Annotated in this window: 16 protein-coding genes, 3 rRNA genes and 1 pseudogene; 18 read left to right on the plus strand and 2 right to left on the minus strand. The window is 66.5% G+C overall.

Features of this window, described 5'->3' with window-relative positions:
• Positions 1–43 precede the first annotated feature (43 nt).
• From ilvD to proC, 6 genes are all read left to right on the plus strand, one after another.
• On the plus strand, positions 44–1894 hold the full coding sequence (gene ilvD / locus OHA03_RS16135; protein ID WP_267004543.1) for a dihydroxy-acid dehydratase: 1851 nt from the start codon (positions 44–46) through the stop codon (positions 1892–1894).
• A gap of 155 nt (positions 1895–2049) precedes the next feature.
• The gene (locus OHA03_RS16140; RefSeq protein ID WP_267004544.1) at positions 2050–2586 is read left to right on the plus strand and encodes a hypothetical protein; all 537 of its coding nucleotides are present in this window, start codon (positions 2050–2052) and stop codon (positions 2584–2586) included.
• 24 nt (positions 2587–2610) lie between these two features.
• On the plus strand, positions 2611–3375 hold the full coding sequence (locus tag OHA03_RS16145; protein ID WP_267004545.1) for a class I SAM-dependent methyltransferase: 765 nt from the start codon (positions 2611–2613) through the stop codon (positions 3373–3375).
• Positions 3376–3475: 100 nt separating this feature from the next.
• Positions 3476–4243, plus strand: coding sequence for an ABC transporter ATP-binding protein (locus OHA03_RS16150; RefSeq protein ID WP_030972406.1), 768 nt, complete (start codon positions 3476–3478; stop codon positions 4241–4243).
• Complete coding sequence (locus tag OHA03_RS16155) at positions 4240–5067, plus strand: ABC transporter permease (RefSeq protein ID WP_267004546.1); 828 nt, start codon at positions 4240–4242, stop codon at positions 5065–5067. Before OHA03_RS16150 ends, OHA03_RS16155 begins: the two co-directional genes overlap by 4 nt.
• Before the next feature lie 76 nt (positions 5068–5143).
• Positions 5144–5953 carry a pyrroline-5-carboxylate reductase gene (proC, locus tag OHA03_RS16160; protein ID WP_267004547.1) on the plus strand — a complete coding sequence of 270 codons (810 nt, stop codon included), beginning with the start codon at positions 5144–5146 and terminating at the stop codon, positions 5951–5953.
• 3 nt (positions 5954–5956) lie between these two features.
• On the opposite strand, the gene OHA03_RS16165 is transcribed toward proC, so the two are convergent.
• Complete coding sequence (locus OHA03_RS16165; RefSeq protein ID WP_267004548.1) at positions 5957–6544, minus strand: cysteine hydrolase family protein; 588 nt, start codon at positions 6542–6544, stop codon at positions 5957–5959.
• Between the two features lie 74 nt (positions 6545–6618).
• Between OHA03_RS16165 and OHA03_RS16170 the strand changes: the two are divergent.
• From OHA03_RS16170 to OHA03_RS16225, 12 genes and pseudogenes are all read left to right on the plus strand, one after another.
• A pseudogene (locus tag OHA03_RS16170) lies at positions 6619–7636 on the plus strand (GlxA family transcriptional regulator).
• A 632-nt stretch (positions 7637–8268) separates the two neighbouring features.
• Positions 8269–9794 (plus strand): 16S ribosomal RNA (locus tag OHA03_RS16175).
• 298 nt (positions 9795–10092) lie between these two features.
• Positions 10093–13218: ribosomal RNA gene (locus tag OHA03_RS16180) — 23S ribosomal RNA — on the plus strand.
• 79 nt (positions 13219–13297) lie between these two features.
• A 5S ribosomal RNA gene (rrf, locus tag OHA03_RS16185) occupies positions 13298–13414 on the plus strand.
• The 16S, 23S and 5S rRNA genes sit together here, the layout of an rRNA operon.
• Before the next feature lie 72 nt (positions 13415–13486).
• Positions 13487–14131, plus strand: coding sequence for an HAD family phosphatase (locus OHA03_RS16190; RefSeq protein ID WP_267004549.1), 645 nt, complete (start codon positions 13487–13489; stop codon positions 14129–14131).
• A gap of 41 nt (positions 14132–14172) precedes the next feature.
• The gene (locus tag OHA03_RS16195) at positions 14173–15384 is read left to right on the plus strand and encodes an MFS transporter (RefSeq protein WP_267004550.1); all 1212 of its coding nucleotides are present in this window, start codon (positions 14173–14175) and stop codon (positions 15382–15384) included.
• Positions 15353–16525 carry an acetoin utilization protein AcuC gene (locus tag OHA03_RS16200; RefSeq protein ID WP_267004551.1) on the plus strand — a complete coding sequence of 391 codons (1173 nt, stop codon included), beginning with the start codon at positions 15353–15355 and terminating at the stop codon, positions 16523–16525. Before OHA03_RS16195 ends, OHA03_RS16200 begins: the two co-directional genes overlap by 32 nt.
• A 142-nt stretch (positions 16526–16667) precedes the next feature.
• Positions 16668–17483: a phosphatase gene (locus OHA03_RS16205; protein ID WP_267004552.1), complete on the plus strand. Its 816-nt coding sequence runs from the start codon at positions 16668–16670 to the stop codon at positions 17481–17483.
• Between the two features lie 128 nt (positions 17484–17611).
• Positions 17612–17824 carry a helix-turn-helix domain-containing protein gene (locus tag OHA03_RS16210; RefSeq protein ID WP_014046653.1) on the plus strand — a complete coding sequence of 71 codons (213 nt, stop codon included), beginning with the start codon at positions 17612–17614 and terminating at the stop codon, positions 17822–17824.
• 109 nt (positions 17825–17933) lie between these two features.
• Complete coding sequence (locus tag OHA03_RS16215) at positions 17934–18032, plus strand: AURKAIP1/COX24 domain-containing protein (RefSeq protein WP_003948845.1); 99 nt, start codon at positions 17934–17936, stop codon at positions 18030–18032.
• A gap of 189 nt (positions 18033–18221) precedes the next feature.
• Positions 18222–19316: an NAD-dependent epimerase/dehydratase family protein gene (locus tag OHA03_RS16220; RefSeq protein WP_030974212.1), complete on the plus strand. Its 1095-nt coding sequence runs from the start codon at positions 18222–18224 to the stop codon at positions 19314–19316.
• 15 nt (positions 19317–19331) lie between these two features.
• Complete coding sequence (locus OHA03_RS16225; protein WP_267004553.1) at positions 19332–20381, plus strand: lysophospholipid acyltransferase family protein; 1050 nt, start codon at positions 19332–19334, stop codon at positions 20379–20381.
• 74 nt (positions 20382–20455) lie between these two features.
• On the opposite strand, the gene OHA03_RS16230 is transcribed toward OHA03_RS16225, so the two are convergent.
• On the minus strand, positions 20456–21646 hold the full coding sequence (locus tag OHA03_RS16230; RefSeq protein ID WP_267004554.1) for a DUF5667 domain-containing protein: 1191 nt from the start codon (positions 21644–21646) through the stop codon (positions 20456–20458).
• Positions 21647–21828 lie beyond the last annotated feature (182 nt).

Raw genomic sequence — 21828 nt, forward strand, 5'->3', positions numbered from 1 at the left:
GTACCCTCGGAGGGAGTCATATCTGTCGAAGGAGCGAGCGACGATGCCCCAGCTGAGGTCCCGCACTGTCACCCACGGCCGCAACATGGCGGGCGCCCGCGCCCTTATGCGGGCCTCGGGCGTAGCGAGCGAGGACATCGGCAAGCCGATCATTGCGGTCGCCAACTCCTTCACCGAGTTCGTCCCCGGCCACACCCATCTCGCACCGGTGGGCAGGATCGTCTCCGATGCCATCAAGGCCGCGGGCGCGGTGCCGCGCGAGTTCAACACCATCGCCGTCGACGACGGCATCGCGATGGGCCACGCGGGGATGCTCTACTCGCTCCCCTCCCGCGACCTGATCGCCGACTCCGTCGAGTACATGGTCGAGGCGCACTGCGCGGACGCGCTGATCTGCATCTCCAACTGCGACAAGATCACGCCCGGCATGCTGATGGCCGCGATGCGTCTGAACATCCCGACGGTCTTCGTCTCCGGTGGCCCGATGGAGGCCGGCCGGGCCACCCTGGTCGACGGTACGGTCCGCAAGCTCGACCTGATCAACGCGATCAGCGACGCGGTGAACGAGAACGTCTCGGACGAGGACATCCTCCGTATCGAGGAGAACGCCTGTCCCACCTGCGGCAGCTGTTCCGGCATGTTCACCGCCAACTCGATGAACTGCCTGACCGAGGTCCTCGGCCTCTCCCTCCCCGGCAACGGATCCGTCCTGGCCACGCACACCGCCCGCAAGGCGCTGTACGAGGAGGCCGGCCGTACGGTCGTCGAGATCACCAAGCGCTACTACGAGCAGGACGACGCGACGGTCCTGCCGCGCTCCATCGGCACCCGCGCCGCCTTCGACAACGCCATGGCGCTGGACATCGCCATGGGCGGCTCCACCAACACGATCCTGCACCTGCTCGCCGCCGCTCAGGAGGCCGAGCTGGCCTACGACCTCGACGACATCAACGAGGTCTCCCGCCGTGTCCCCTGCCTGTCGAAGGTCGCGCCGAACGTGGCCCCCGGCGGCACGTACTACATGGAGGACGTCCACCGGGCAGGCGGCATCCCCGCCATCCTCGGTGAGCTCCACCGCGGCGGCCTGCTCAACGAGGACGTGCACTCGGTGCACTCCGCCACCCTCGCCGAGTGGCTGAAGAACTGGGACGTCCGTGGCGGCTCTCCGTCCCCCGAGGCCGTCGAACTGTGGCACGCGGCCCCCGGCTGCGTCCGTTCCGCGACCGCTTTCTCGCAGTCCGAGCGCTGGGAGACCCTCGACCTGGACGCGGCGGGCGGCTGCATCCGCGACATGGAGCACGCGTACTCCAAGGACGGCGGCCTCGCGGTCCTCAAGGGGAATCTCGCCGAGGACGGCTGCGTCGTGAAGACGGCGGGCGTCGACGAGTCGATCTGGACCTTCGAGGGCCCGGCGGTCGTCTGCGAGTCGCAGGAAGAGGCAGTCGACAAGATCCTCCGCAAGGAGATCAAGGAGGGCGACGTGGTCGTCATCCGTTACGAGGGTCCGCGCGGCGGCCCCGGCATGCAGGAGATGCTCTACCCCACCTCCTTCCTCAAGGGCCGTGGCCTCGGCAAGAGCTGTGCCCTGGTGACCGACGGCCGCTTCTCCGGCGGTACGTCGGGTCTGTCGATCGGCCACGCCTCGCCGGAGGCAGCATCGGGCGGCACGATCGCGCTCGTCGCGGACGGCGACCGGATCAGGATCGACATCCCGAACCGGTCGATCGACCTCCTCGTCCCCGAGGCCGAGCTGACCGCCCGGCGTGAGGCGCTGAACGGCGTGTACGCGCCGAAGAGCCGCGAGCGCAAGGTCTCGGCGGCGCTGCGGGCGTACGCGGCGATGGCGACGAGCGCGGACCGCGGCGCGGTGCGCGACGTCTCCAAGCTCGGCTGACGCACACACCCCGACCTCTTTCGGCCCCCGGCGACCCAGTGGTCGCCGGGGGCCGACGCGCACCCGCTGCGGTTCAGGCCGGCCTCGCCCCCGTCCGCCCCGCACGGGGACAGTGCCGCCGCAGCCACCGTCGCCGCCCGGGGATAATCGACCTCGTGAGCGAGAACAGCGAAGCACCCAGCGGCCCGGAGCCCGGATCCACCGCCCCGGGCCCGCAGCCCGAGCCCATCCGCTTCTTCGGTACGTCCTGGGTCGAGCACGACGGTCAGTACGGGCTCCGCCGCGTCGGTGTCGCTTTCGGCTCCCTCGCCGCGGCCGTCGCCTCCTGCTTCGTGCTCCGCTTCGCCTACCAGGGCCTGGAGATCGCCGATGTCGGCAGCCTCGTCGGCATCCTGGTCGTCCTGATGTTCGCCGTCTGCAGCGCCGTCGCCTTCCGCAAGACCTGGGAAGGATTCAGCCACCGCCCCGCCGACCAGGCCCGTGAGGACAACCTGCGCGGTCTCAAGACGATCGGCTTCATCGGCTCGCTGCTTGCGTACTTCGTCCGCTCGTTCCTGGAGGCGCCGGGCGAGAAGCTGCGGCGCGCGGAGTACGAGACGGCCGTCGCCCGGTACGCCAAGCGCCGCACGACGAGGACCGGAAACCCGGCGGGCCGCAAGACGTCCAAGGCCAGGAAACCCCGGCGCAAGTAGTTCCACCCGGGCGACGATGGCCCCATGCCCCACACGGACCCGCCCACCCCCCGTCCCCGCGCCCTCTCCTTCGACCGCGCCGCCGCCCAGTACGCCGCGGCCCGGCCCGGCTACCCGCCCGCTCTCTTCACCTCGGTCGAAGAGCTCACCGGTCGCCCCCTGCGCGGTGCCCGCACGCTCGACGTCGGGGCCGGCACGGGAATCTCCACCCGCCTCCTCCACGACCGGGGCGCCCACGTCACCGCCGTCGAGCCGGGCCCCGGCATGGCGGCGGAACTCCACCGGGCGCACCCGCAGATCCCGATCGTGCGCGGTGACGGCAACCGCCTCCCCTTCGCCACCGCCTCGGCCGATCTGATCACGTATGCCCAGTCCTGGCACTGGACCGACCAGGCCCTCGCCGCGCCCGAGGCCCTCCGCGTGCTGCGCCCGGGCGGCGCCCTTGCGCTCTGGTGGAACGTCTCCGACCACTCCGTCCCCTGGATCGCCGAGCAGGACGCCCGCCTCCGCCGCTTCTTCGGCGCCGACGACAGCGCCCACGGTTCGCCCGTCCACTCCCGCGACCTGCCGGCCGGGCTCCGCTTCGTACACCGCACGGTGCCCTGGACCCGCCGGGTGCCGCTGGACACCCACCTCGCCAACCTCGGCAGCCACTCCGCATTCCTCGTCCTCGGTGAGGAACCCACCCACCGGTTCCTCACCGAGGAGCGCGTCCGCCTCGCGGAGCTCTTCCCTGACGGCACGGTCGAGGAGAGCTACGTGGTCGACCTCAGCGTGGCGACGCGCTGACCGTCATGCCGAAGCGGAGGCTCCACCCGTCCCCGACGGCCCTGCGTCCGTATCGCCGGGTCCCTTGACGCGGGGGCGCCACGGGATCAAAATTCATCGCATGATGAATTCTTCGGGCGTCGCCATCGAGGCCCGCGGCCTCACTGTCGTACGAGGCGATCGAACCGTCCTGCGCGGCCTCGACTTCACCGTCGAACCAGGCAGGATCACCGGCCTCCTCGGCCCCTCGGGCTGCGGCAAAACCACCCTGATGCGAGCTGTCGTCGGCACCCAGGCCAAGGTCACCGGCACACTCGACGTCCTCGGCACTCCTGCGGGCCACCCCACCCTCCGCCCGCGCATCGGGTACGTCACCCAGGCACCGTCGGTCTACACCGACCTCAGCGTCCGGCAGAACCTCGACTACTTCGCGGCCATCCTCCAGCCGGGCCGCAGCCACCGGGACGCCCGCCGGGCCACCGTCGCCCGGGCCATCGCCGATGTGGACCTGACCAGCCACGCGGACGCTCTCGCCGGCACTCTCTCCGGCGGCCAGCTCACCCGCGTCTCCCTCGCTGCCGCCCTGCTCGGCACCCCCGAACTCCTGATCCTCGACGAACCCACGGTCGGGCTCGACCCGGTACTGCGCCGCGATCTGTGGAACCTCTTCCACAGCCTCGCCGCCGACCACGGCACCACGCTCCTCGTCTCGTCCCACGTCATGGACGAGGCCGAGCGCTGCCACCGCCTGCTCCTCATGCGCGAGGGCGAGATCCTCGCCGACGGCACCCCCGAGGCGCTGCGCACCGACGCCCGTACCGCCACCGTCGAAGAAGCCTTCCTCCACCTGGTCGACGAGGCCGCCACCCGTCAGGAGAACGCCCGATGAGCTCGACGAACACGCCGCAGCAAGCCCCCGCCACTCCGCAGGCAACCGCCGGCCCCCACCCCCACGCGCAGCGCGGACCCCAGGCACTCAGCCCCGCCCGCACCCTCGCCACCGCCGCCCGCGTCCTGCGCCAGCTGACCCACGACCCGCGCACCGTCGCGCTGCTGCTCCTCATCCCGGTCGTGATGATCACGCTGCTGCGGTACGTCTTCGACGGCAGCCCGCGCACGTTCGACGCGATCGGCGCCTCGCTGCTCGGTATCTTCCCGCTGATCACGATGTTCCTGGTGACGTCGATCGCCACCCTCCGCGAACGCACCTCGGGGACCCTGGAACGCCTCCTCGCCATGCCGCTGGGCAAGGGTGATCTGATCGCCGGTTACGCCCTCGCGTTCGGCGCCGTCGCGATCCTCCAGTCCCTCCTGGCCACCGCGCTCTCGGTCTGGGTGCTCGGCCTCGACGTGGTCGGCTCGCCCTGGCTGCTGCTCCTCGTCGCCCTGCTCGACGCCCTGCTCGGCACGGCACTCGGCCTGTTCGTCTCCGCCTTCGCCGCATCCGAGTTCCAGGCCGTCCAGTTCATGCCGGCCGTGATCTTCCCGCAGCTCCTGCTCTGCGGCCTGTTCATCGCACGAGACCGGATGGCGCCCGTCCTCGAAGCCATCTCGAACGTCCTGCCCATGTCCTACGCGGTCGACGGCATGAACGAAGTCCTCCACCACACCGACGTCACCGGCAACTTCGTCCGTGACGTCCTGATCGTGGCGGGCTGCGCCCTCCTCGTCCTCACCCTCGGCGCAGCCACCCTCCGCCGCCGCACCGCCTGATGTCCCGGTGCGAGGATGGCGGTGACGACGTACCACCAGAACCGCGTACCACCGCACCGTCCGGAGGGTGAACCGCATGACCCAGACAGTCGCAGTCCTCGGCACCGGCAAGATCGGCGAGGCCCTGCTCAGCGGCATGATCCGGGCGGGCTGGCGCCCCGCCGACCTGCTGGTCACCGCCCGTCGCTCCGAGCGTGCCGAGGAACTCCGTACCCGCTACGGCGTCGAATCCGTCACCAACGCCGAGGCCGCCAAGCGCGCCGACATCCTCATCCTCGCGGTCAAGCCCCAGGACATGGGCCGGCTCCTCGAGGAGCTCACCCCTCACATCACCGCCGACCGCCTGGTCATCAGCGCCGCCGCCGGCATCACGACCGGCTTCATCGAGGACCGCCTCGCTGCGAGGACTCCGGTCGTACGTGTCATGCCGAACACCCCCGTCCTTGTGGACGAGGGCATGTCCGTCATCTCCGCGGGCAGTCACGCCACCACCGACCATCTCGCCGCCACCGAGGCGATCTTCGGCGGCGTGGGCAAGACCCTTCGCGTCCCCGAGTCCCAGCAGGACGCGGCGACCGCGCTCTCCGGCTCGGGACCCGCGTACTTCTACTTCCTTGTCGAGGCGATGACCGACGCGGGCATCCTGCTCGGCCTGCCCCGCGCCCAGGCCCACGACCTGATCGTGCAGGCCGCCATCGGCGCCGCGGTGATGCTCCGCGACAGCGGCGAACACCCGGTCAAGCTGCGCGAAGCCGTCACCAGCCCGGCAGGCACCACCATCAGCGCCATCCGCGAGCTGGAGAACCACGGCGTACGGGCCGCGCTGATCGCCGCCCTCGAAGCAGCCCGCGACCGCAGCCGCGAGCTGGCCTCGGGCAACGGCTGACCCTCACTTCCCCGCGGCCGCCACCAGCTCCGCACTGGCCACGACCTTCGCGAACCCACCGCTGTGCAGCGTCACAGCGGTGGCCCGCGCCAGCTGGTCCGCGCTCAGTTCCCACCCCCAGGGTCCGATCGCGTCGAACGTGTACGTCGCATCGAACGCGAAGAACACCTCGTACCCGAGATTCCCGCCCATTCGCGCCGTCGTCTCCGCGCACATATTGGTCTGGATCCCGGCCACCACGATCTGCCGTACTCCGGCCTCGTTCAGCCACGCCCCCAGATCGGGCGTCCCGTAGAAGGCTGAATTGACCGTCTTCGTCAGGAACAGCTCGGGCCCACTGCCCTTCCCCCGCCGTTCCTCCACGTATCCCTTGAACGCGTTCCCCGAGTACCCGGGTCGCAGCGGCGAATCCGGCTTCGTCGAGTCATGCCGCACGAATACGACGGGGCGCCCGCTCTCCTGCCAGGCATCGATCAGTTCGGCGATGTTCCGATCCGCCTCGGGATTGTTCCGCGGCCCCCAGTACCCCTCCTCCTCAAAGCCCTCCTGCACGTCCACCACGACCAGCGCTGCGTTCTCTGCAATCTCCATGGGAACGATGCTGGTGCCTGGCACCGGTATCGCCCAGAGGTCGAAAAGTCATCGATCGATGTTTTACTGCCACCATGGCGACCGGACCCGCACCCACCCCCGCCCGCATCGCCCTGGTCTCGTTCCCGGGCGTCCGGGCGTTCGACGTCTCGGTCATCACCGAGGTGTGGGGCGTGGACCGCACCGACCGTGGCGTCCCGCCCTTCGACCTGCGCCGCGTCGCCGCCGACCCGGCCCCCATCCCCCTGCGCGGCGGCCTCTCCCTCACCCCTGACCGCACCCTCTCCTGGCTGACCCGCGCCGACCTGATCGTCGTCCCCGGCCTCGACGACCACCTGACACCCGCCCCCGCCCCGGTCCTGGAGGCCCCTCCGCCGCGCACACGCCCGCTCCACTCCGATCGCCGCGCTCTGCGGCGGCGCATTCACCCTGGCCCAGGCAGGCCTCCTCGACGGCCGCCGGGCCGTCACCCACTGGAACCTCACCGACCTCCTCCGCGCCCACCACCCCCGCGTGACCGTCGTCCCGGATGCGCTGTTCCTCCACGACGACAACATCTGGACGTCAGCGGGCACTGCGGCCGGCATCGACCTCTGCCTCCACCTCGTCCGTACGACCCATGGCGCCGAAGCCGCAGCAGCGATCGCCCGTTCGATGGTCACGGCCCCGTTCCGCACCGGAACCCAGGCCCAATTCATCGAGCACCCCACCCCGCACACCGACCGGGATGCCGACACCCTCGCCGCCGTACGGACCTACGCCCTGACCCACCTGGCCGAACCGCACACGGTGGCCGGCCTCGCCGCCCGGGCCGGCATGTCCCCCCGCTCCTTCGCCCGCCACTTCCAGGCGACCACGGGCACCACACCCCTGCGCTGGCTGATCACTCAGCGCATCGCCGCAGCTCAAAAGCTTCTGGAGCGCACCGACCTCCCCCTCCCCGAGGTGGCCCGCCGTACCGGCTTCGGCAGCGAGATCACGATGCGCCAGCACTTCGCCACCCACCTGGCCACCAGCCCCCGCGACTACCGCCTGGCCTTCCGGCACACCCTGGGCCAACCGGAGGTTGACATGGCACGCCCGCATCCGTAATGTGCTCCGAGTTGTCCGACGTGAGTGCCGACCCCGGTCGGTCCCCGGACAGCCATTCCGCAGTAACCACAACAAGCGAGCGACACCTGTCGCCCCGCTTTGCGTGCGCATTTGCGAAATGAAGAATCCGCGTTCGAAGGAGCGTGACCCCGATTAGCGTCGGGGCGCAGGATTCGCTAAAGTCTCACTCGTCGGAACGGCCCAACAGCCGGGAAGACAAATCCCGCTGACTGGGAATCAGGCCCGAAAGGATCTGATAGAGTCGGACTCGCCGGAAAGGGAAACGCGAAAGCGAAAACCTGGAAAGCGGAACCCGCTTCGACCGGGAATCGGACACGAAAGAGTCTGATAGAGTCGGAAACGCAAGACCGAAGGGAAAGCCCGGAGGAAAGCCCGAGAGGGTGAGTACGAAGGAAGCGTCCGTTCCTTGAGAACTCAACAGCGTGCCAAAAGTCAACGCCAGATATGTTGATACCCCGGCCTGTTTCGGCAGGTTGGTGGTTCCTTTGAAAGTCCTGCCGGGCCCTTGTGGTTCCGGTAGGCAATTACACAGCGAGGACGCTGTGGACGGTCGGTCTTATTCCGGCTGATCGTCCCGCTCTCGTGATGTGTCTCCCGATTACGGGAAAACATTCACGGAGAGTTTGATCCTGGCTCAGGACGAACGCTGGCGGCGTGCTTAACACATGCAAGTCGAACGATGAAGCCTTTCGGGGTGGATTAGTGGCGAACGGGTGAGTAACACGTGGGCAATCTGCCCTTCACTCTGGGACAAGCCCTGGAAACGGGGTCTAATACCGGATAACACTCTGTCCCGCATGGGACGGGGTTGAAAGCTCCGGCGGTGAAGGATGAGCCCGCGGCCTATCAGCTTGTTGGTGGGGTGATGGCCTACCAAGGCGACGACGGGTAGCCGGCCTGAGAGGGCGACCGGCCACACTGGGACTGAGACACGGCCCAGACTCCTACGGGAGGCAGCAGTGGGGAATATTGCACAATGGGCGAAAGCCTGATGCAGCGACGCCGCGTGAGGGATGACGGCCTTCGGGTTGTAAACCTCTTTCAGCAGGGAAGAAGCGAGAGTGACGGTACCTGCAGAAGAAGCGCCGGCTAACTACGTGCCAGCAGCCGCGGTAATACGTAGGGCGCAAGCGTTGTCCGGAATTATTGGGCGTAAAGAGCTCGTAGGCGGCTTGTTGCGTCGGTTGTGAAAGCCCGGGGCTTAACCCCGGGTCTGCAGTCGATACGGGCAGGCTAGAGTGTGGTAGGGGAGATCGGAATTCCTGGTGTAGCGGTGAAATGCGCAGATATCAGGAGGAACACCGGTGGCGAAGGCGGATCTCTGGGCCATTACTGACGCTGAGGAGCGAAAGCGTGGGGAGCGAACAGGATTAGATACCCTGGTAGTCCACGCCGTAAACGTTGGGAACTAGGTGTTGGCGACATTCCACGTCGTCGGTGCCGCAGCTAACGCATTAAGTTCCCCGCCTGGGGAGTACGGCCGCAAGGCTAAAACTCAAAGGAATTGACGGGGGCCCGCACAAGCAGCGGAGCATGTGGCTTAATTCGACGCAACGCGAAGAACCTTACCAAGGCTTGACATATACCGGAAAGCATCAGAGATGGTGCCCCCCTTGTGGTCGGTATACAGGTGGTGCATGGCTGTCGTCAGCTCGTGTCGTGAGATGTTGGGTTAAGTCCCGCAACGAGCGCAACCCTTGTTCTGTGTTGCCAGCATGCCCTTCGGGGTGATGGGGACTCACAGGAGACTGCCGGGGTCAACTCGGAGGAAGGTGGGGACGACGTCAAGTCATCATGCCCCTTATGTCTTGGGCTGCACACGTGCTACAATGGCCGGTACAATGAGCTGCGATGCCGCGAGGCGGAGCGAATCTCAAAAAGCCGGTCTCAGTTCGGATTGGGGTCTGCAACTCGACCCCATGAAGTCGGAGTTGCTAGTAATCGCAGATCAGCATTGCTGCGGTGAATACGTTCCCGGGCCTTGTACACACCGCCCGTCACGTCACGAAAGTCGGTAACACCCGAAGCCGGTGGCCCAACCCCTTGTGGGAGGGAGCTGTCGAAGGTGGGACTGGCGATTGGGACGAAGTCGTAACAAGGTAGCCGTACCGGAAGGTGCGGCTGGATCACCTCCTTTCTAAGGAGCACTTCTTACCAAGCTTGCTTGGTCAGAGGCCACTACGTCGGCAAATGTTCGACGGTGGTTGCTCATGGGTGGAACGTTGACTATTCGGCACGACAGGTTGTTTTTCACTAGTACTGCTTCGGCGTGGAACGTGAGAGGTGGTCGGTCGTGTCGGGCACGTTGTTGGGTGTCTGAGGGTATGGCCGCAAGGTTGCCTTCAGTTGCCGGCCCCAGTGAACTCGCCCTTAGGGGTGGGGTGATGGGTGGCTGGTCGTTGTTTGAGAACTGCACAGTGGACGCGAGCATCTGTGGCCAAGTTTTTAAGGGCGCACGGTGGATGCCTTGGCACCAGGAACCGATGAAGGACGTGGGAGGCCACGATAGGCCCCGGGGAGCTGTCAACCGAGCTTTGATCCGGGGGTGTCCGAATGGGGAAACCCGGCAGTCGTCATGGGCTGTCACCCGCTGCTGAACACATAGGCAGTGTGGAGGGAACGAGGGGAAGTGAAACATCTCAGTACCCTCAGGAAGAGAAAACAACCGTGATTCCGGGAGTAGTGGCGAGCGAAACTGGATGAGGCCAAACCGTATGCGTGTGATACCCGGCAGGGGTTGCGCATGCGGGGTTGTGGGATCTCTTTTTCACAGTCTGCCGGCTGTGAGGCGAGTCAGAAACCGTTGATGTAGGCGAAGGACATGCGAAAGGTCCGGCGTAGAGGGTAAGACCCCCGTAGCTGAAACATTAACGGCTCGTTTAAGAGACACCCAAGTAGCACGGGGCCCGAGAAATCCCGTGTGAATCTGGCGGGACCACCCGCTAAGCCTAAATATTCCCTGGTGACCGATAGCGGATAGTACCGTGAGGGAATGGTGAAAAGTACCGCGGGAGCGGAGTGAAATAGTACCTGAAACCGTGTGCCTACAAGCCGTGGGAGCGTCGCTGTTGTTCTTCGGAGCAACAGTCGTGACTGCGTGCCTTTTGAAGAATGAGCCTGCGAGTTTGCGGTGTGTTGCGAGGTTAACCCGTGTGGGGAAGCCGTAGCGAAAGCGAGTCCGAATAGGGCGTTTTAGTAGCGCGCTCAAGACCCGAAGCGGAGTGATCTAGCCATGGGCAGGTTGAAGCGGAGGTAAGACTTCGTGGAGGACCGAACCCACCAGGGTTGAAAACCTGGGGGATGACCTGTGGTTAGGGGTGAAAGGCCAATCAAACTCCGTGATAGCTGGTTCTCCCCGAAATGCATTTAGGTGCAGCGTCGTGTGTTTCTTGCCGGAGGTAGAGCACTGGATAGGCGATGGGCCCTACCGGGTTACTGACCTTAGCCAAACTCCGAATGCCGGTAAGTGAGAGCACGGCAGTGAGACTGTGGGGGATAAGCTCCATGGTCGAGAGGGAAACAGCCCAGAGCATCGACTAAGGCCCCTAAGCGTACGCTAAGTGGGAAAGGATGTGGAGTCGCAGAGACAACCAGGAGGTTGGCTTAGAAGCAGCCACCCTTGAAAGAGTGCGTAATAGCTCACTGGTCAAGTGATTCCGCGCCGACAATGTAGCGGGGCTCAAGCGTACCGCCGAAGTCGTGTCATTCCAGCATTAAGGGCCAACGCCTGCTGGGATGGGTAGGGGAGCGTCGTGTGCCGGGTGAAGCAGCCGCGGAAGCGAGTTGTGGACGGTTCACGAGTGAGAATGCAGGCATGAGTAGCGATACACACGTGAGAAACGTGTGCGCCGATTGACTAAGGGTTCCTGGGTCAAGCTGATCTGCCCAGGGTAAGTCGGGACCTAAGGCGAGGCCGACAGGCGTAGTCGATGGACAACCGGTTGATATTCCGGTACCCGCTTTGAAACGCCCAATACTGAATCAGGCGATGCTAAGTCCGTGAAGCCGGCCCGATCTCTTCGGAGTTGAGGGTAGTGGTGGAGCCGACGAACCAGACTTGTAGTAGGTAAGCGATGGGGTGACGCAGGAAGGTAGTCCAGCCCGGGCGGTGGTAGTCCCGGGGTAAGGGTGTAGGGCGTGTGATAGGCAAATCCGTCACACATTAAGTCTGAGACCTGATGCCGAGCCGATTGTGGTGAAGTGGATGATCCTATGCTGTCGAGAAAAGCCTCTAGCGAGTTTCATGGCGGCCCGTACCCTAAACCGACTCAGGTGGTCAGGTAGAGAATACCGAGGCGTTCGGGTGAACTATGGTTAAGGAACTCGGCAAAATGCCCCCGTAACTTCGGGAGAAGGGGGGCCATCACTGGTGATTGGATTTACTCCATGAGCTGGGGGTGGCCGCAGAGACCAGCGAGAAGCGACTGTTTACTAAAAACACAGGTCCGTGCGAAGCCGTAAGGCGATGTATACGGACTGACGCCTGCCCGGTGCTGGAACGTTAAGGGGACCGGTTAGCTGACTTTCGGGTCGGCGAAGCTGAGAACTTAAGCGCCAGTAAACGGCGGTGGTAACTATAACCATCCTAAGGTAGCGAAATTCCTTGTCGGGTAAGTTCCGACCTGCACGAATGGCGTAACGACTTCTCGACTGTCTCAACCATAGGCCCGGTGAAATTGCACTACGAGTAAAGATGCTCGTTTCGCGCAGCAGGACGGAAAGACCCCGGGACCTTTACTACAGTTTGATATTGGTGTTCGGTTCGGCTTGTGTAGGATAGGTGGGAGACTTTGAAGCAGCCACGCCAGTGGTTGTGGAGTCGCCGTTGAAATACCACTCTGGTCGTGCTGGATGTCTAACCTGGGTCCGTGATCCGGATCAGGGACAGTGTCTGATGGGTAGTTTAACTGGGGCGGTTGCCTCCTAAAGAGTAACGGAGGCGCCCAAAGGTTCCCTCAGCCTGGTTGGCAATCAGGTGTTGAGTGTAAGTGCACAAGGGAGCTTGACTGTGAGACCGACGGGTCGAGCAGGGACGAAAGTCGGGACTAGTGATCCGGCAGTGGCTTGTGGAAGCGCTGTCGCTCAACGGATAAAAGGTACCCCGGGGATAACAGGCTGATCTTCCCCAAGAGTCCATATCGACGGGATGGTTTGGCACCTCGATGTCGGCTCGTCGCATCCTGGGGCTGGAGTCGGTCCCAAGGGTTGGGCTGTTCGCCCATTAAAGCGGTACGCGAGCTGGGTTTAGAACGTCGTGAGACAGTTCGGTCCCTATCCGCTGCGCGCGTAGGAATATTGAGAAGGGCTGTCCCTAGTACGAGAGGACCGGGACGGACGAACCTCTGGTGTGCCAGTTGTCCTGCCAAGGGCATGGCTGGTTGGCTACGTTCGGAAAGGATAACCGCTGAAAGCATCTAAGCGGGAAGCCTGCTTCGAGATGAGTATTCCCACCCCCTTTGAGGGGTTAAGGCTCCCAGTAGACGACTGGGTTGATAGGCCAGATGTGGAAGCCCGGCAACGGGTGGAGCTGACTGGTACTAATAGGCCGAGGGCTTGTCCTCAGTTGCTCGCGTCCACTGTGTTAGTTCTGAAATAACGAACGGCCGTGTTGTTGCCCGGTGTTGGTTAATTTCATAGTGTTTCGGTGGTCATTGCGTTAGGGAAACGCCCGGTTACATTCCGAACCCGGAAGCTAAGCCTTTCAGCGCCGATGGTACTGCAGGGGGGACCCTGTGGGAGAGTAGGACGCCGCCGAACAATTATTCCGGGAAAGCCCCGTGCCCTTGTGGCACGGGGCTTTTCTGCGTTCTGAGCGTCTAGGCTCGAACCATGCGCTACGAACTGGTCATCTTCGACAACGATGGTGTGCTCGTCGACAGTGAGCCGATCTCCAACACCATCCTCTCCGGCTACCTGACCGAGCTCGGTCACCCCACCTCGTACGAGGAATCGCTCCGTGACTACATGGGGTCTGCCGTGCACCGGATCCACGACCTCGTCGAGGAGAGGACCGGGGAGAAGCTGCCCGCGGACTTCGACGAGACGCTCCACTCCCGGATCTTCGCCGCGTTCCAGCAAGAGCTGGAGCCGGTCGAGGGGGTCGCCGACGTGCTGGGAAAGCTCGTCGCCGACGGGGTTCCGTACTGCGTCGCCTCGTCCGGGAACCACGAGCGGATCCGGGTCGGGCACCGAAAGGCCGGGCTCGACCAGTGGTTCGAGGAGGAGTGGATCTTCAGCGCGGAGGACGTGGGTCAGGGCAAGCCGGCGCCCGACCTGTTCCTCCATGCCGCTGAGCGGATGGGCGTTCCGCCCGAGAGGTGTGTCGTCATCGAGGACAGCCCGCTCGGTGTGGAGGCGGCCCGGGCCGCGGGGATGGATGTGTACGGGTTCACGTCGATGATGCCCGCCGACCGGCTCGCCGGGGTGACCGGCTGCTTCTCCGACATGGCTCAACTGCGGGAATTGCTCGCCTGATCCATCTACCCACGGGTAGGCCAGGGCCCTACGCTGCGGCCATGAAGGATGCGCGGTTGCGGCACGGTAGGGCCTCCTTGGCGTTGAGCTTCTTCGTGCAGGGGGTCACCTTTGCCCTGCTCGTGACGCGTATTCCTGCCATTCAGGACCGGTACGGGATATCCGACGGTCTGCTGCCCGTGTTCCTTGCCGCCGTGCCCATCCTGGCCGGCGTGGGCAGCGTGGTCACCGAGAAGGTGGTCGCGCGGGTACGGCCCCGGGTCGTGCTCAGGTGGGCGCAGCCCGTCGTACTGCTGGCGCTGCTCGGTGTCGGGGCCGGCAGCGAACTGTGGCAAGCGGCCGTGGCGCTCGGTGTGTTCGGGCTGTCCGTCGGGGCGCTCGACGCTTCCATGAACATGATGGGGGTCAGCCTCCAGCGGGCGTACGGGCGCAGCATCATGCTCGGGTTCCATGCCGCGTACAGCCTGGGTGGGATCGCCGGGGCGTCGATGGCGTGGGCCGGGGCGCACTGGGATCTGACGCTGCTGGTCTCGTATCTTCCGGCCGTCGTCGTGCTGCTGCCGGCCGCGTTCATCGCGAGCCGGTGGTACGTCGAGGGTGCCGAGGGGAAGGCGGATGGCGACGGGCCGCCGGGAGAGGTCTCCTCGGGGGTCTCGGTCTCGTTCAAGCTGCTGATGCCGCTCTGTCTGGTGATGAGCTTCGCGTACATCGGGGACTCGACGGTCTCCAACTGGAGCGCGAAGTATCTGCAGGACGTGCTGGGGAGCTCCGAGCAGCTGTCGACCGTTCCGTACAACGTCTACATGGTGACGACGCTGCTGGGGCGGGCCGTGGGGGACTTCGGGGTGCGGCGGTTCGGGGCCGTGGCTGTCGTGCGGTTCGGGAGTGTGCTGGCCGCGGCCGGGTTCGGGGTGGTGGCGGTTGCTTCCGGCGCGTGGATCGGGATGCTCGGGTTCACCATGCTGGGGCTGGGGCTCTGTGTGATCGTGCCTCAGACGTTCGCGGCGGCGGGGCGGATGTTCCCCGGTGCGAGCGATACGGCGATCGCGCGGCTGAACGTCTTCAACTATGTGGGGTTCCTGGTGGGGTCGCCGTTGGTCGGGGCGCTGGGGGACGCGTGGAGTTACCGGGGCGCGATGCTCGTCCCGATGGTGCTGGTGCTCGCGACGCTCGTGTACGCCAAGTCGTTCGGTCCGGAGCCTGCCCGATACGGTGGCGGGCATGAGCGGCCGCGCACAGTTGATGTGGGATGACGCAGTAACGGGATACGACTTCGGGAACAGTCATCCGATGGACCCCGTCAGGCTGGCCCTGACGATGGGGCTGGTGCGGGCGTACGGGCTCGACAGTGCGGTGGATGTGGTGGCTGCCAAGCCGGCCGGGGACTCCACGCTGCGGCTCGTGCACCGCGAGGACTACGTGGCGGCCGTGCGCGCGGCCTCGGCGGACCCCAGGGCGGCCGATCAGAACTACGGGCTCGGGACGATGGACGATCCGGCGTTCGCGGGGATGCACGAGGTGTCGGCGCTGATCGCCGGGCAGTCGGTGGCGGCGGCCGAGGCGGTGTGGCGCGGGTCCACGGCGCATGCGGTGAACTTCGCGGGCGGGCTGCACCATGCGATGCCGGGTGGTGCGTCGGGGTTCTGTATCTACAACGACCCGGCGCTGGCGATTGCCCGGCTGCTGGAGCTGGGTGCGGAGCGGGTCGCGTACATCGATGTGGATGTGCACCACGGCGACGGGGTGCAGGCCGCGTTCTGGGAGGACCCGCGGGTTCTGACGGTGTCGCTGCACGAGCATCCGCGGACGCTCTTTCCGCAGACCGGCTGGCCGGAGGAGACCGGTGCCGGTGCGGGGGAGGGGGCCGCGGTGAATGTGGCGCTGCCTGCCGGTACAGGGGACGCGGGGTGGCTGAGGGCGTTCCATGCGGTGGTGCCGGAGCTGCTGGCGGACTTCCGGCCGCAGGTGCTGGTGACCCAGCACGGCGCCGATACGCACTTCGAGGACCCGCTCGCGCATCTGGCGGTGTCGCTGGACGCGCAGCGGTCGGTCATGGAGTCGTGTCACGAGTTCGCCCATGAGTACGTGGCGGGCGGGCGGTGGGTGGCGCTCGGCGGCGGGGGATATGCGGTCGTCGACGTGGTGCCGCGGTCCTGGACGCATCTGGTGGGGATCGCCGCGCATGCGCCGGTGGACCCGGAGTCGGTGATTCCTGCTTCGTGGCGGGACGAGGTCTATGCCCGGACGCGGCAGTTGGGGCCGGGCCGGATGACGGATGGGCGTACGCCTTCGTGGCAGCCGTGGGAGGGCGGGTACGACCCGGCGGACCGGCTCGACCAGGCGGTGCTCGCGACCAGGCGGGCGGCGTTCCCGTTGCGGGGGCTGCTGGCCTGAAACGGGCGGGGACGGTCCCGGTGCGGCCGATTCCGTGCTGACGTGAGGAATGGTTGCGCCAACTGAGGAATGGTTACGCCAACTGTGGGGCGTAGTCGGGCTTCTGTCCCCCCGTCCGGGTGGTTGGGGGAGCATCGGCAGGGTGTTGAGCACCGGAGCGCTGCGTGCGCATCTGCTGGCGGCCCGGCTGGCCGGGCCCGTGGCCACCTCGCGGGAGGTGAGCCTGCGGAGCTATCGGCTGTTCGCGGCGAGGGACCCGCGGGTGCTGCTCGGGCTCAACCCCGAATGGGGGTGGGAGGAGTGCGATCTGCTTCGGTTGATGGCAGACAAGTGCGGAGTCTCGGACGATCCTGCTCATGTTTCGGGTCCCGATGTGATCGATCCGGAGCGCACCTTGGCTGGTCTGGACGCGTTTGCCGAGCGGTTGTCGAATGTGGCCGCCCGGCGGGCACCGGTGCTGTTCGGGACCGGCCATCCGCATCGGCTGCTCGGCTTCTACGCCGCGTTGGCAGACGCTTTGTCGGCGGCCGGCTGCGTCGTACTCACCCCGGCGCAGGGGCGATGTATCGACATAACGACCCGGTTCGGCGTACGCACCTACAACCTTGATTACGTACGGGGAGTCGCCCTGGTGCGCGAACCCGGCGTGCGGGACCGCGGTAGTGAGCCGGGCGCACATACCCACTCGCCGCTCCCGGTTCGGGTGGCGCTGGAGGCCGCGGTGGCTGCCCACGGGCGGCTGCCCGAACTGGTCGTCGGGGACCACGGATGGGTCTGCGGGGCAGGTCAGCTGGGCATTGAGGCGATCGGCCTGGCGGACACGGACGATCCCGCGCTGTTCGTCGGCGAGGCCGAGGGGCAGGTGTCGGTCGCCGTTCCGCTTGATGACGCCGTTCAGTCCGCCTACTACCGGCCGCTCACTCGCTATGTACTCAATCGGGCGTGTCTGTCACAGTAGGCGGCCGATGGTCCCTCCTCTTCCCCACTCGCATCACCCGCCCCTAATCTGGGGAGTGAGCGCACAACGACGAAGAGTCACCGGAGGGGAAGCCGGTGCGCGTCTCGTGCGGAAGGTACAGGTGGGTCATGGCTGCTGGCAGCGAGAGGCCTCTCAACGAGGTCAAGTTTCTGACCGTGGCGGAAGTCGCCTCGGTCATGCGGGTGTCGAAGATGACCGTGTACCGCTTGGTGCACAGTGGTCATCTGCCGGCGATCCGGGTGGGCAGGTCCTTCCGGGTCCCGGAGCAAGCGGTTCACGAGTATCTCCGCGAGTCCTTTGTGGGGGTGGAGTCGGCCTGAGGTTGGCCTCGGATTACGTCCCTCACCCCGTGGCGGGTAGGCTAGGCCGACGTAGGTCGTGTGGGCCCAGACGCCCCGCACCAGTGAAGAGAAGTGAGCGAGGGTAGTCGTGGGCTCTGTTATCAAGAAGCGGCGCAAGCGGATGGCCAAGAAGAAGCACCGCAAGCTGCTCAAGCGCACGCGCGTTCAGCGTCGCAACAAGAAGTAAGCGAACGCAGTTCGTGAATCCGCAGCCCTCCCGCCGACATGGCGGGAGGGCTGCGGTGCGTTGTGCGGGCGGCCTTGCACATATTTGGGCCAAAGACTCGGCAGAACGCCGCCGCGCAGTCATCACAGGGCAACATCCACCCGCTACGGTGACGGCCAGGGGAAACCTCTTCGACGGAAGGCGCTGATCTTGGGGAAGGTCGTGCTCGTCACGGGAGCGGCCCGGCAGCTGGGCGGCCGATTCGTGCGGCGCATCCAGCGTGACCCGGAGGTGGACCGGGTGATCGCCGTCGATGCGATCGCGCCGGGGCACCAATTGGGTGATGCCGACTTCGTCCGCGCGGACATCCGCCAGCCCGCGATCGCCAGAGTCCTCGCCGAGCACACCGTCGACACGGTCGTGCATCTGGACGTCAGCGGCAAGGCGCTCGGGGCCGGTGGCCGCACCACGGTCAAGGAAACCAATGTCATCGGCACCATGCAGCTGCTCGGTGCCTGCCAGAAGTCGCCGACGGTGCGGCGGCTGGTGATCAAGTCCAGTACGGGTGTGTACGGCTCCGCACCGCGCGATCCCGCGGTCTTCACCGAGACCACCCCGCCCAAGTCTCTGCCGAGCGGGGGCTTCGCGAAGGACGCGGTGGAGGTCGAGGGGTACGTACGGGGCTTCGCGCGCCGCAGGCCGGACGTCGCCGTGTGCGTGCTGAGGTTCGCGAACATCCTGGGGCCGGACGCGGACTCGCCGCTCGCCGACTATCTGTCGCTGCCCGTCCTGCCGACCGTGTTCGGGTACGACCCCCGGCTCCAGTTCGTCCACGAGGACGACGTCATCGACGTACTGAGGATCGCCTCGCACGAACCGCGGCGCGGGACGCTCAACAGTGGCACGTTCAATATCGCGGGCGACGGGGTGCTGCTGCTGTCGCAGTGTTCGCGGCGGCTCGGGCGGCCGACGATGCCGGTGCCCCTGCCCGCCGTCACCTGGGTGGGTCAGGCGCTCCGAACCGTCGGCATGACGGACTTCTCACCGGAGCAGATCCGGCTGCTGACGCACGGCAGGGTGGTCTCCACCGTGCAGATGCGCGAGACGCTGGGCTTCCACCCGGGATTCACCACCGCGGAGACGTTCGCGGACTTCGCGCGGAACCAGGCGCCGGGACTGCTGCCGCCCGAGATGGTCGGCAGGGCCGTCGACCGGTTGGCGGCGATGCCGTTCGCCGGTGGGACCGGCGAGGTTCCGGGGATCACCGGGACCGACGACACACAACCGACCCACAGCGCGAGATAGAGGAGCGCACCGACGATGGCGGATGCCAAGGTCATTCCGTTCGACGACGACCGTTCGCGGTCGGGTGGCGCGCCGCGGTCGGCGCGGCGGCGGTCCGGGGCGGGTCCCGCGGTGGGCACTGCGGCCCTGAGCGCCCTGCCCGGGCAGTTGGACGCCGCGCCGGTCCATGAGGCGGTCCAGGGGGGCGGGGAGCCCGTGGAGGGTGTGCAGGACGAGGTGCGGCGCGGCAGCTGGGACCGGCGGATCGCGGGTGGGCTCGCGTTTCTTCGTCGGCGGGTCACCGGTGAGTACGAGGTCGACGAGTTCGGGTACGACAAGGAGCTCACCGACCAGGTTCTGATGTCGATGCTCCGGCCGATGTACGAGAAGTACTTCCGGGTCGAGGTGCGGGGCATCGAGAACATCCCGTCGGACGGCGGGGCGCTGATCGTGGCCAACCACTCGGGGACGTTGCCGCTGGACGGGCTGATGCTCCAGGTTGCCGTGCACGACAACCATCCGGCGGGCCGGCATCTGCGGCTGCTCGCTGCGGATCTGGTCTTCGTGCTGCCGGTGGTGAACGAGCTGGCCAGGAAGGCCGGGCACACACTGGCCTGCGCGGAGGACGCGGAGCGGCTGCTCAGGCAGGGCGAGGTCGTCGGTGTGATGCCGGAGGGCTTCAAGGGCATCGGGAAGCCGTTCGGCGAGCGGTACAAGCTGCAGCGGTTCGGGCGGGGCGGCTTCGTGTCGACGGCGTTGCGGGCCGGGGTGCCGATTGTGCCGTGCTCGATCGTGGGTGCGGAGGAGATCTATCCGATGATCGGCAACGCGAAAACGCTGGCGCGGGTGCTGGGGGTTCCGTACTTCCCGATCACGCCCACGTTTCCTTGGCTGGGGCCGTTGGGGGCGGTGCCGTTGCCGACGAAGTGGACGATTCAGTTCGGGGAGCCGATTCCCACGGAGGGGTATCCGGTGGAGGCGGCGGAGGATCCGATGCTGATGTTCAACCTGACGGATCAGGTGCGGGAGCAGATTCAGCACACGCTGTACAAGCTGTTGGTGCAGCGGAGGTCGGTGTTCTTCTGACGGCGGGTGTCCTCAACCGCCGGAAGGGGTGAGCGACCGGCGGACGGGCTTGGGGGAGTCCGTCCGCCGGTCAGTCACTGGTCTTCGTCCTCGCTGTTGAATCCCAGGCCCGGGAGCAGGCCGGGGAGCAGGGGCGGCAGTGTCACGTCCGGGGTGGGTGGGGTGCTGTCCCTGCCCGTTGTGGGCGGGGTGGTGCCCGGGGACGGTGTGTCCAGGAAGCCGTCCGTGCCGCCTGCGATCAGGTTGTCCTCCGGGGTGGAGGCGGAGCCGGACGGGTCCGGGGTACCGCTGCTGCCTGTCTGGCCCTGTGAGACCTCGGGGGAGGAGGGGGCCGGGTCGTCCGTGCCGGGCGACCCGTCGGTCTGCTGCGAGGAGCCGGACCCCTGGGAGCCGGTGCTCCGGTCCGGGCTGCTGGGGAGCAGGGACTGCAGCGGCGCGACCTCTTCGTCTATGGCCTCGAAGACCGAGCTCACCTCGTCCCCGACATCCGTCAGCTGGACCGGCAGCCGGTCGCGCAGGGTGCTCCAACTTCCGCGATGGGAGCGGGAGAAGGAATCCAGGGTCTGGATGGGTCCGAGTGCTCCGTCGCGCTGGTACGCGGCGTGGAGCAGGCGGTGGCCCTCGGTGGCGTCGTGCGTCATGCCGTTGAGGGTGCGCCTGATCTCGCCGAGTGATTCGTGGTCCAGATCGCCCGCGCGGCGGCGCTCCATCAGCCTGCGGGCTTCGCTCAGCCGGGTCGACGCCTGGTCGAGGTAGACCTCGCCGCGGTCGGCGTCGCCGTCGGCCATGCCGAGGTTGATGTCCTCCATGCCGCGCTTCAGCCCGTACAGCGAATCACCCGGCAGGGCGTCGGAACTGGCAGCGGCCACTCCGCCGAAGGCTCCCGCGGCCACACCGACGGTGAGCCCGCCGGCCGCGATGCCCTTCGTCCAGCGGGAGCGGGGGCGCAACTTCCTGAGCGGGGAGGCTCGGTGAGCCCCCCTGCTCCGTTGTTCGGGCACCGTAGGGCCCGTGGACGCGCCGCCCTCGGCAAACATGGCCTCCATGGCGGCGACGAGCTGGGCTCGCTGCACCACTTTGACCTCGGAATCCAACTTCGGCCTCGGCAGCTCACCGAGGCCGTTCGCCAGGGCCAACAGCGTTCCGTGGTCGGCCGGTTCGGCCGGGTCCTCGGGCTGTACGGCCGCCGCACCCTGGAGCTCCTGCTCCTCCAGGGCCTGGGCGAAGGCGTTCGCCCGCCGGTGTGCCGAAACGTTTGCGATCACTGGCGGCACCTCCTCTCGTCATGACGGTCGACTCCCCTGGGGGTCCGGAAGGTTGCACACCTTGAGCGCTTCCACACGAAAGAGTGAGTGTCGGCGGACATGGAGTGACGACAGGGGGCCTTCAACCGGCACAACGAGTGGCGCGGCACATGGGTTACGCACGAAAGATGATCGGACCAGTG

The sequence above is a fragment of the Streptomyces sp. NBC_00154 genome, from assembly GCF_026342835.1.
GTDB lineage: Bacteria > Actinomycetota > Actinomycetes > Streptomycetales > Streptomycetaceae > Streptomyces.

What these genes read in the sequence shown, in the direction of transcription:
- ilvD (WP_267004543.1), top strand. Translation starts at nt 44, where the DNA reads ATGCCCCAGCTGAGGTCCCGCACTGTCACCCACGGCCGCAACATGGCG.
- OHA03_RS16145 (WP_267004545.1), top strand. Translation starts at nt 2,611, where the DNA reads ATGCCCCACACGGACCCGCCCACCCCCCGTCCCCGCGCCCTCTCCTTC.
- OHA03_RS16150 (WP_030972406.1), top strand. Translation starts at nt 3,476, where the DNA reads ATGATGAATTCTTCGGGCGTCGCCATCGAGGCCCGCGGCCTCACTGTC.
- OHA03_RS16155 (WP_267004546.1), top strand. Translation starts at nt 4,240, where the DNA reads ATGAGCTCGACGAACACGCCGCAGCAAGCCCCCGCCACTCCGCAGGCA.
- proC (WP_267004547.1), top strand. Translation starts at nt 5,144, where the DNA reads ATGACCCAGACAGTCGCAGTCCTCGGCACCGGCAAGATCGGCGAGGCC.
- OHA03_RS16165 (WP_267004548.1), bottom strand. Translation starts at nt 6,544, where the DNA reads ATGGAGATTGCAGAGAACGCAGCGCTGGTCGTGGTGGACGTGCAGGAG.
- OHA03_RS16190 (WP_267004549.1), top strand. Translation starts at nt 13,487, where the DNA reads ATGCGCTACGAACTGGTCATCTTCGACAACGATGGTGTGCTCGTCGAC.
- OHA03_RS16195 (WP_267004550.1), top strand. Translation starts at nt 14,173, where the DNA reads ATGAAGGATGCGCGGTTGCGGCACGGTAGGGCCTCCTTGGCGTTGAGC.
- OHA03_RS16200 (WP_267004551.1), top strand. Translation starts at nt 15,353, where the DNA reads ATGAGCGGCCGCGCACAGTTGATGTGGGATGACGCAGTAACGGGATAC.
- OHA03_RS16210 (WP_014046653.1), top strand. Translation starts at nt 17,612, where the DNA reads ATGGCTGCTGGCAGCGAGAGGCCTCTCAACGAGGTCAAGTTTCTGACC.
- OHA03_RS16225 (WP_267004553.1), top strand. Translation starts at nt 19,332, where the DNA reads ATGGCGGATGCCAAGGTCATTCCGTTCGACGACGACCGTTCGCGGTCG.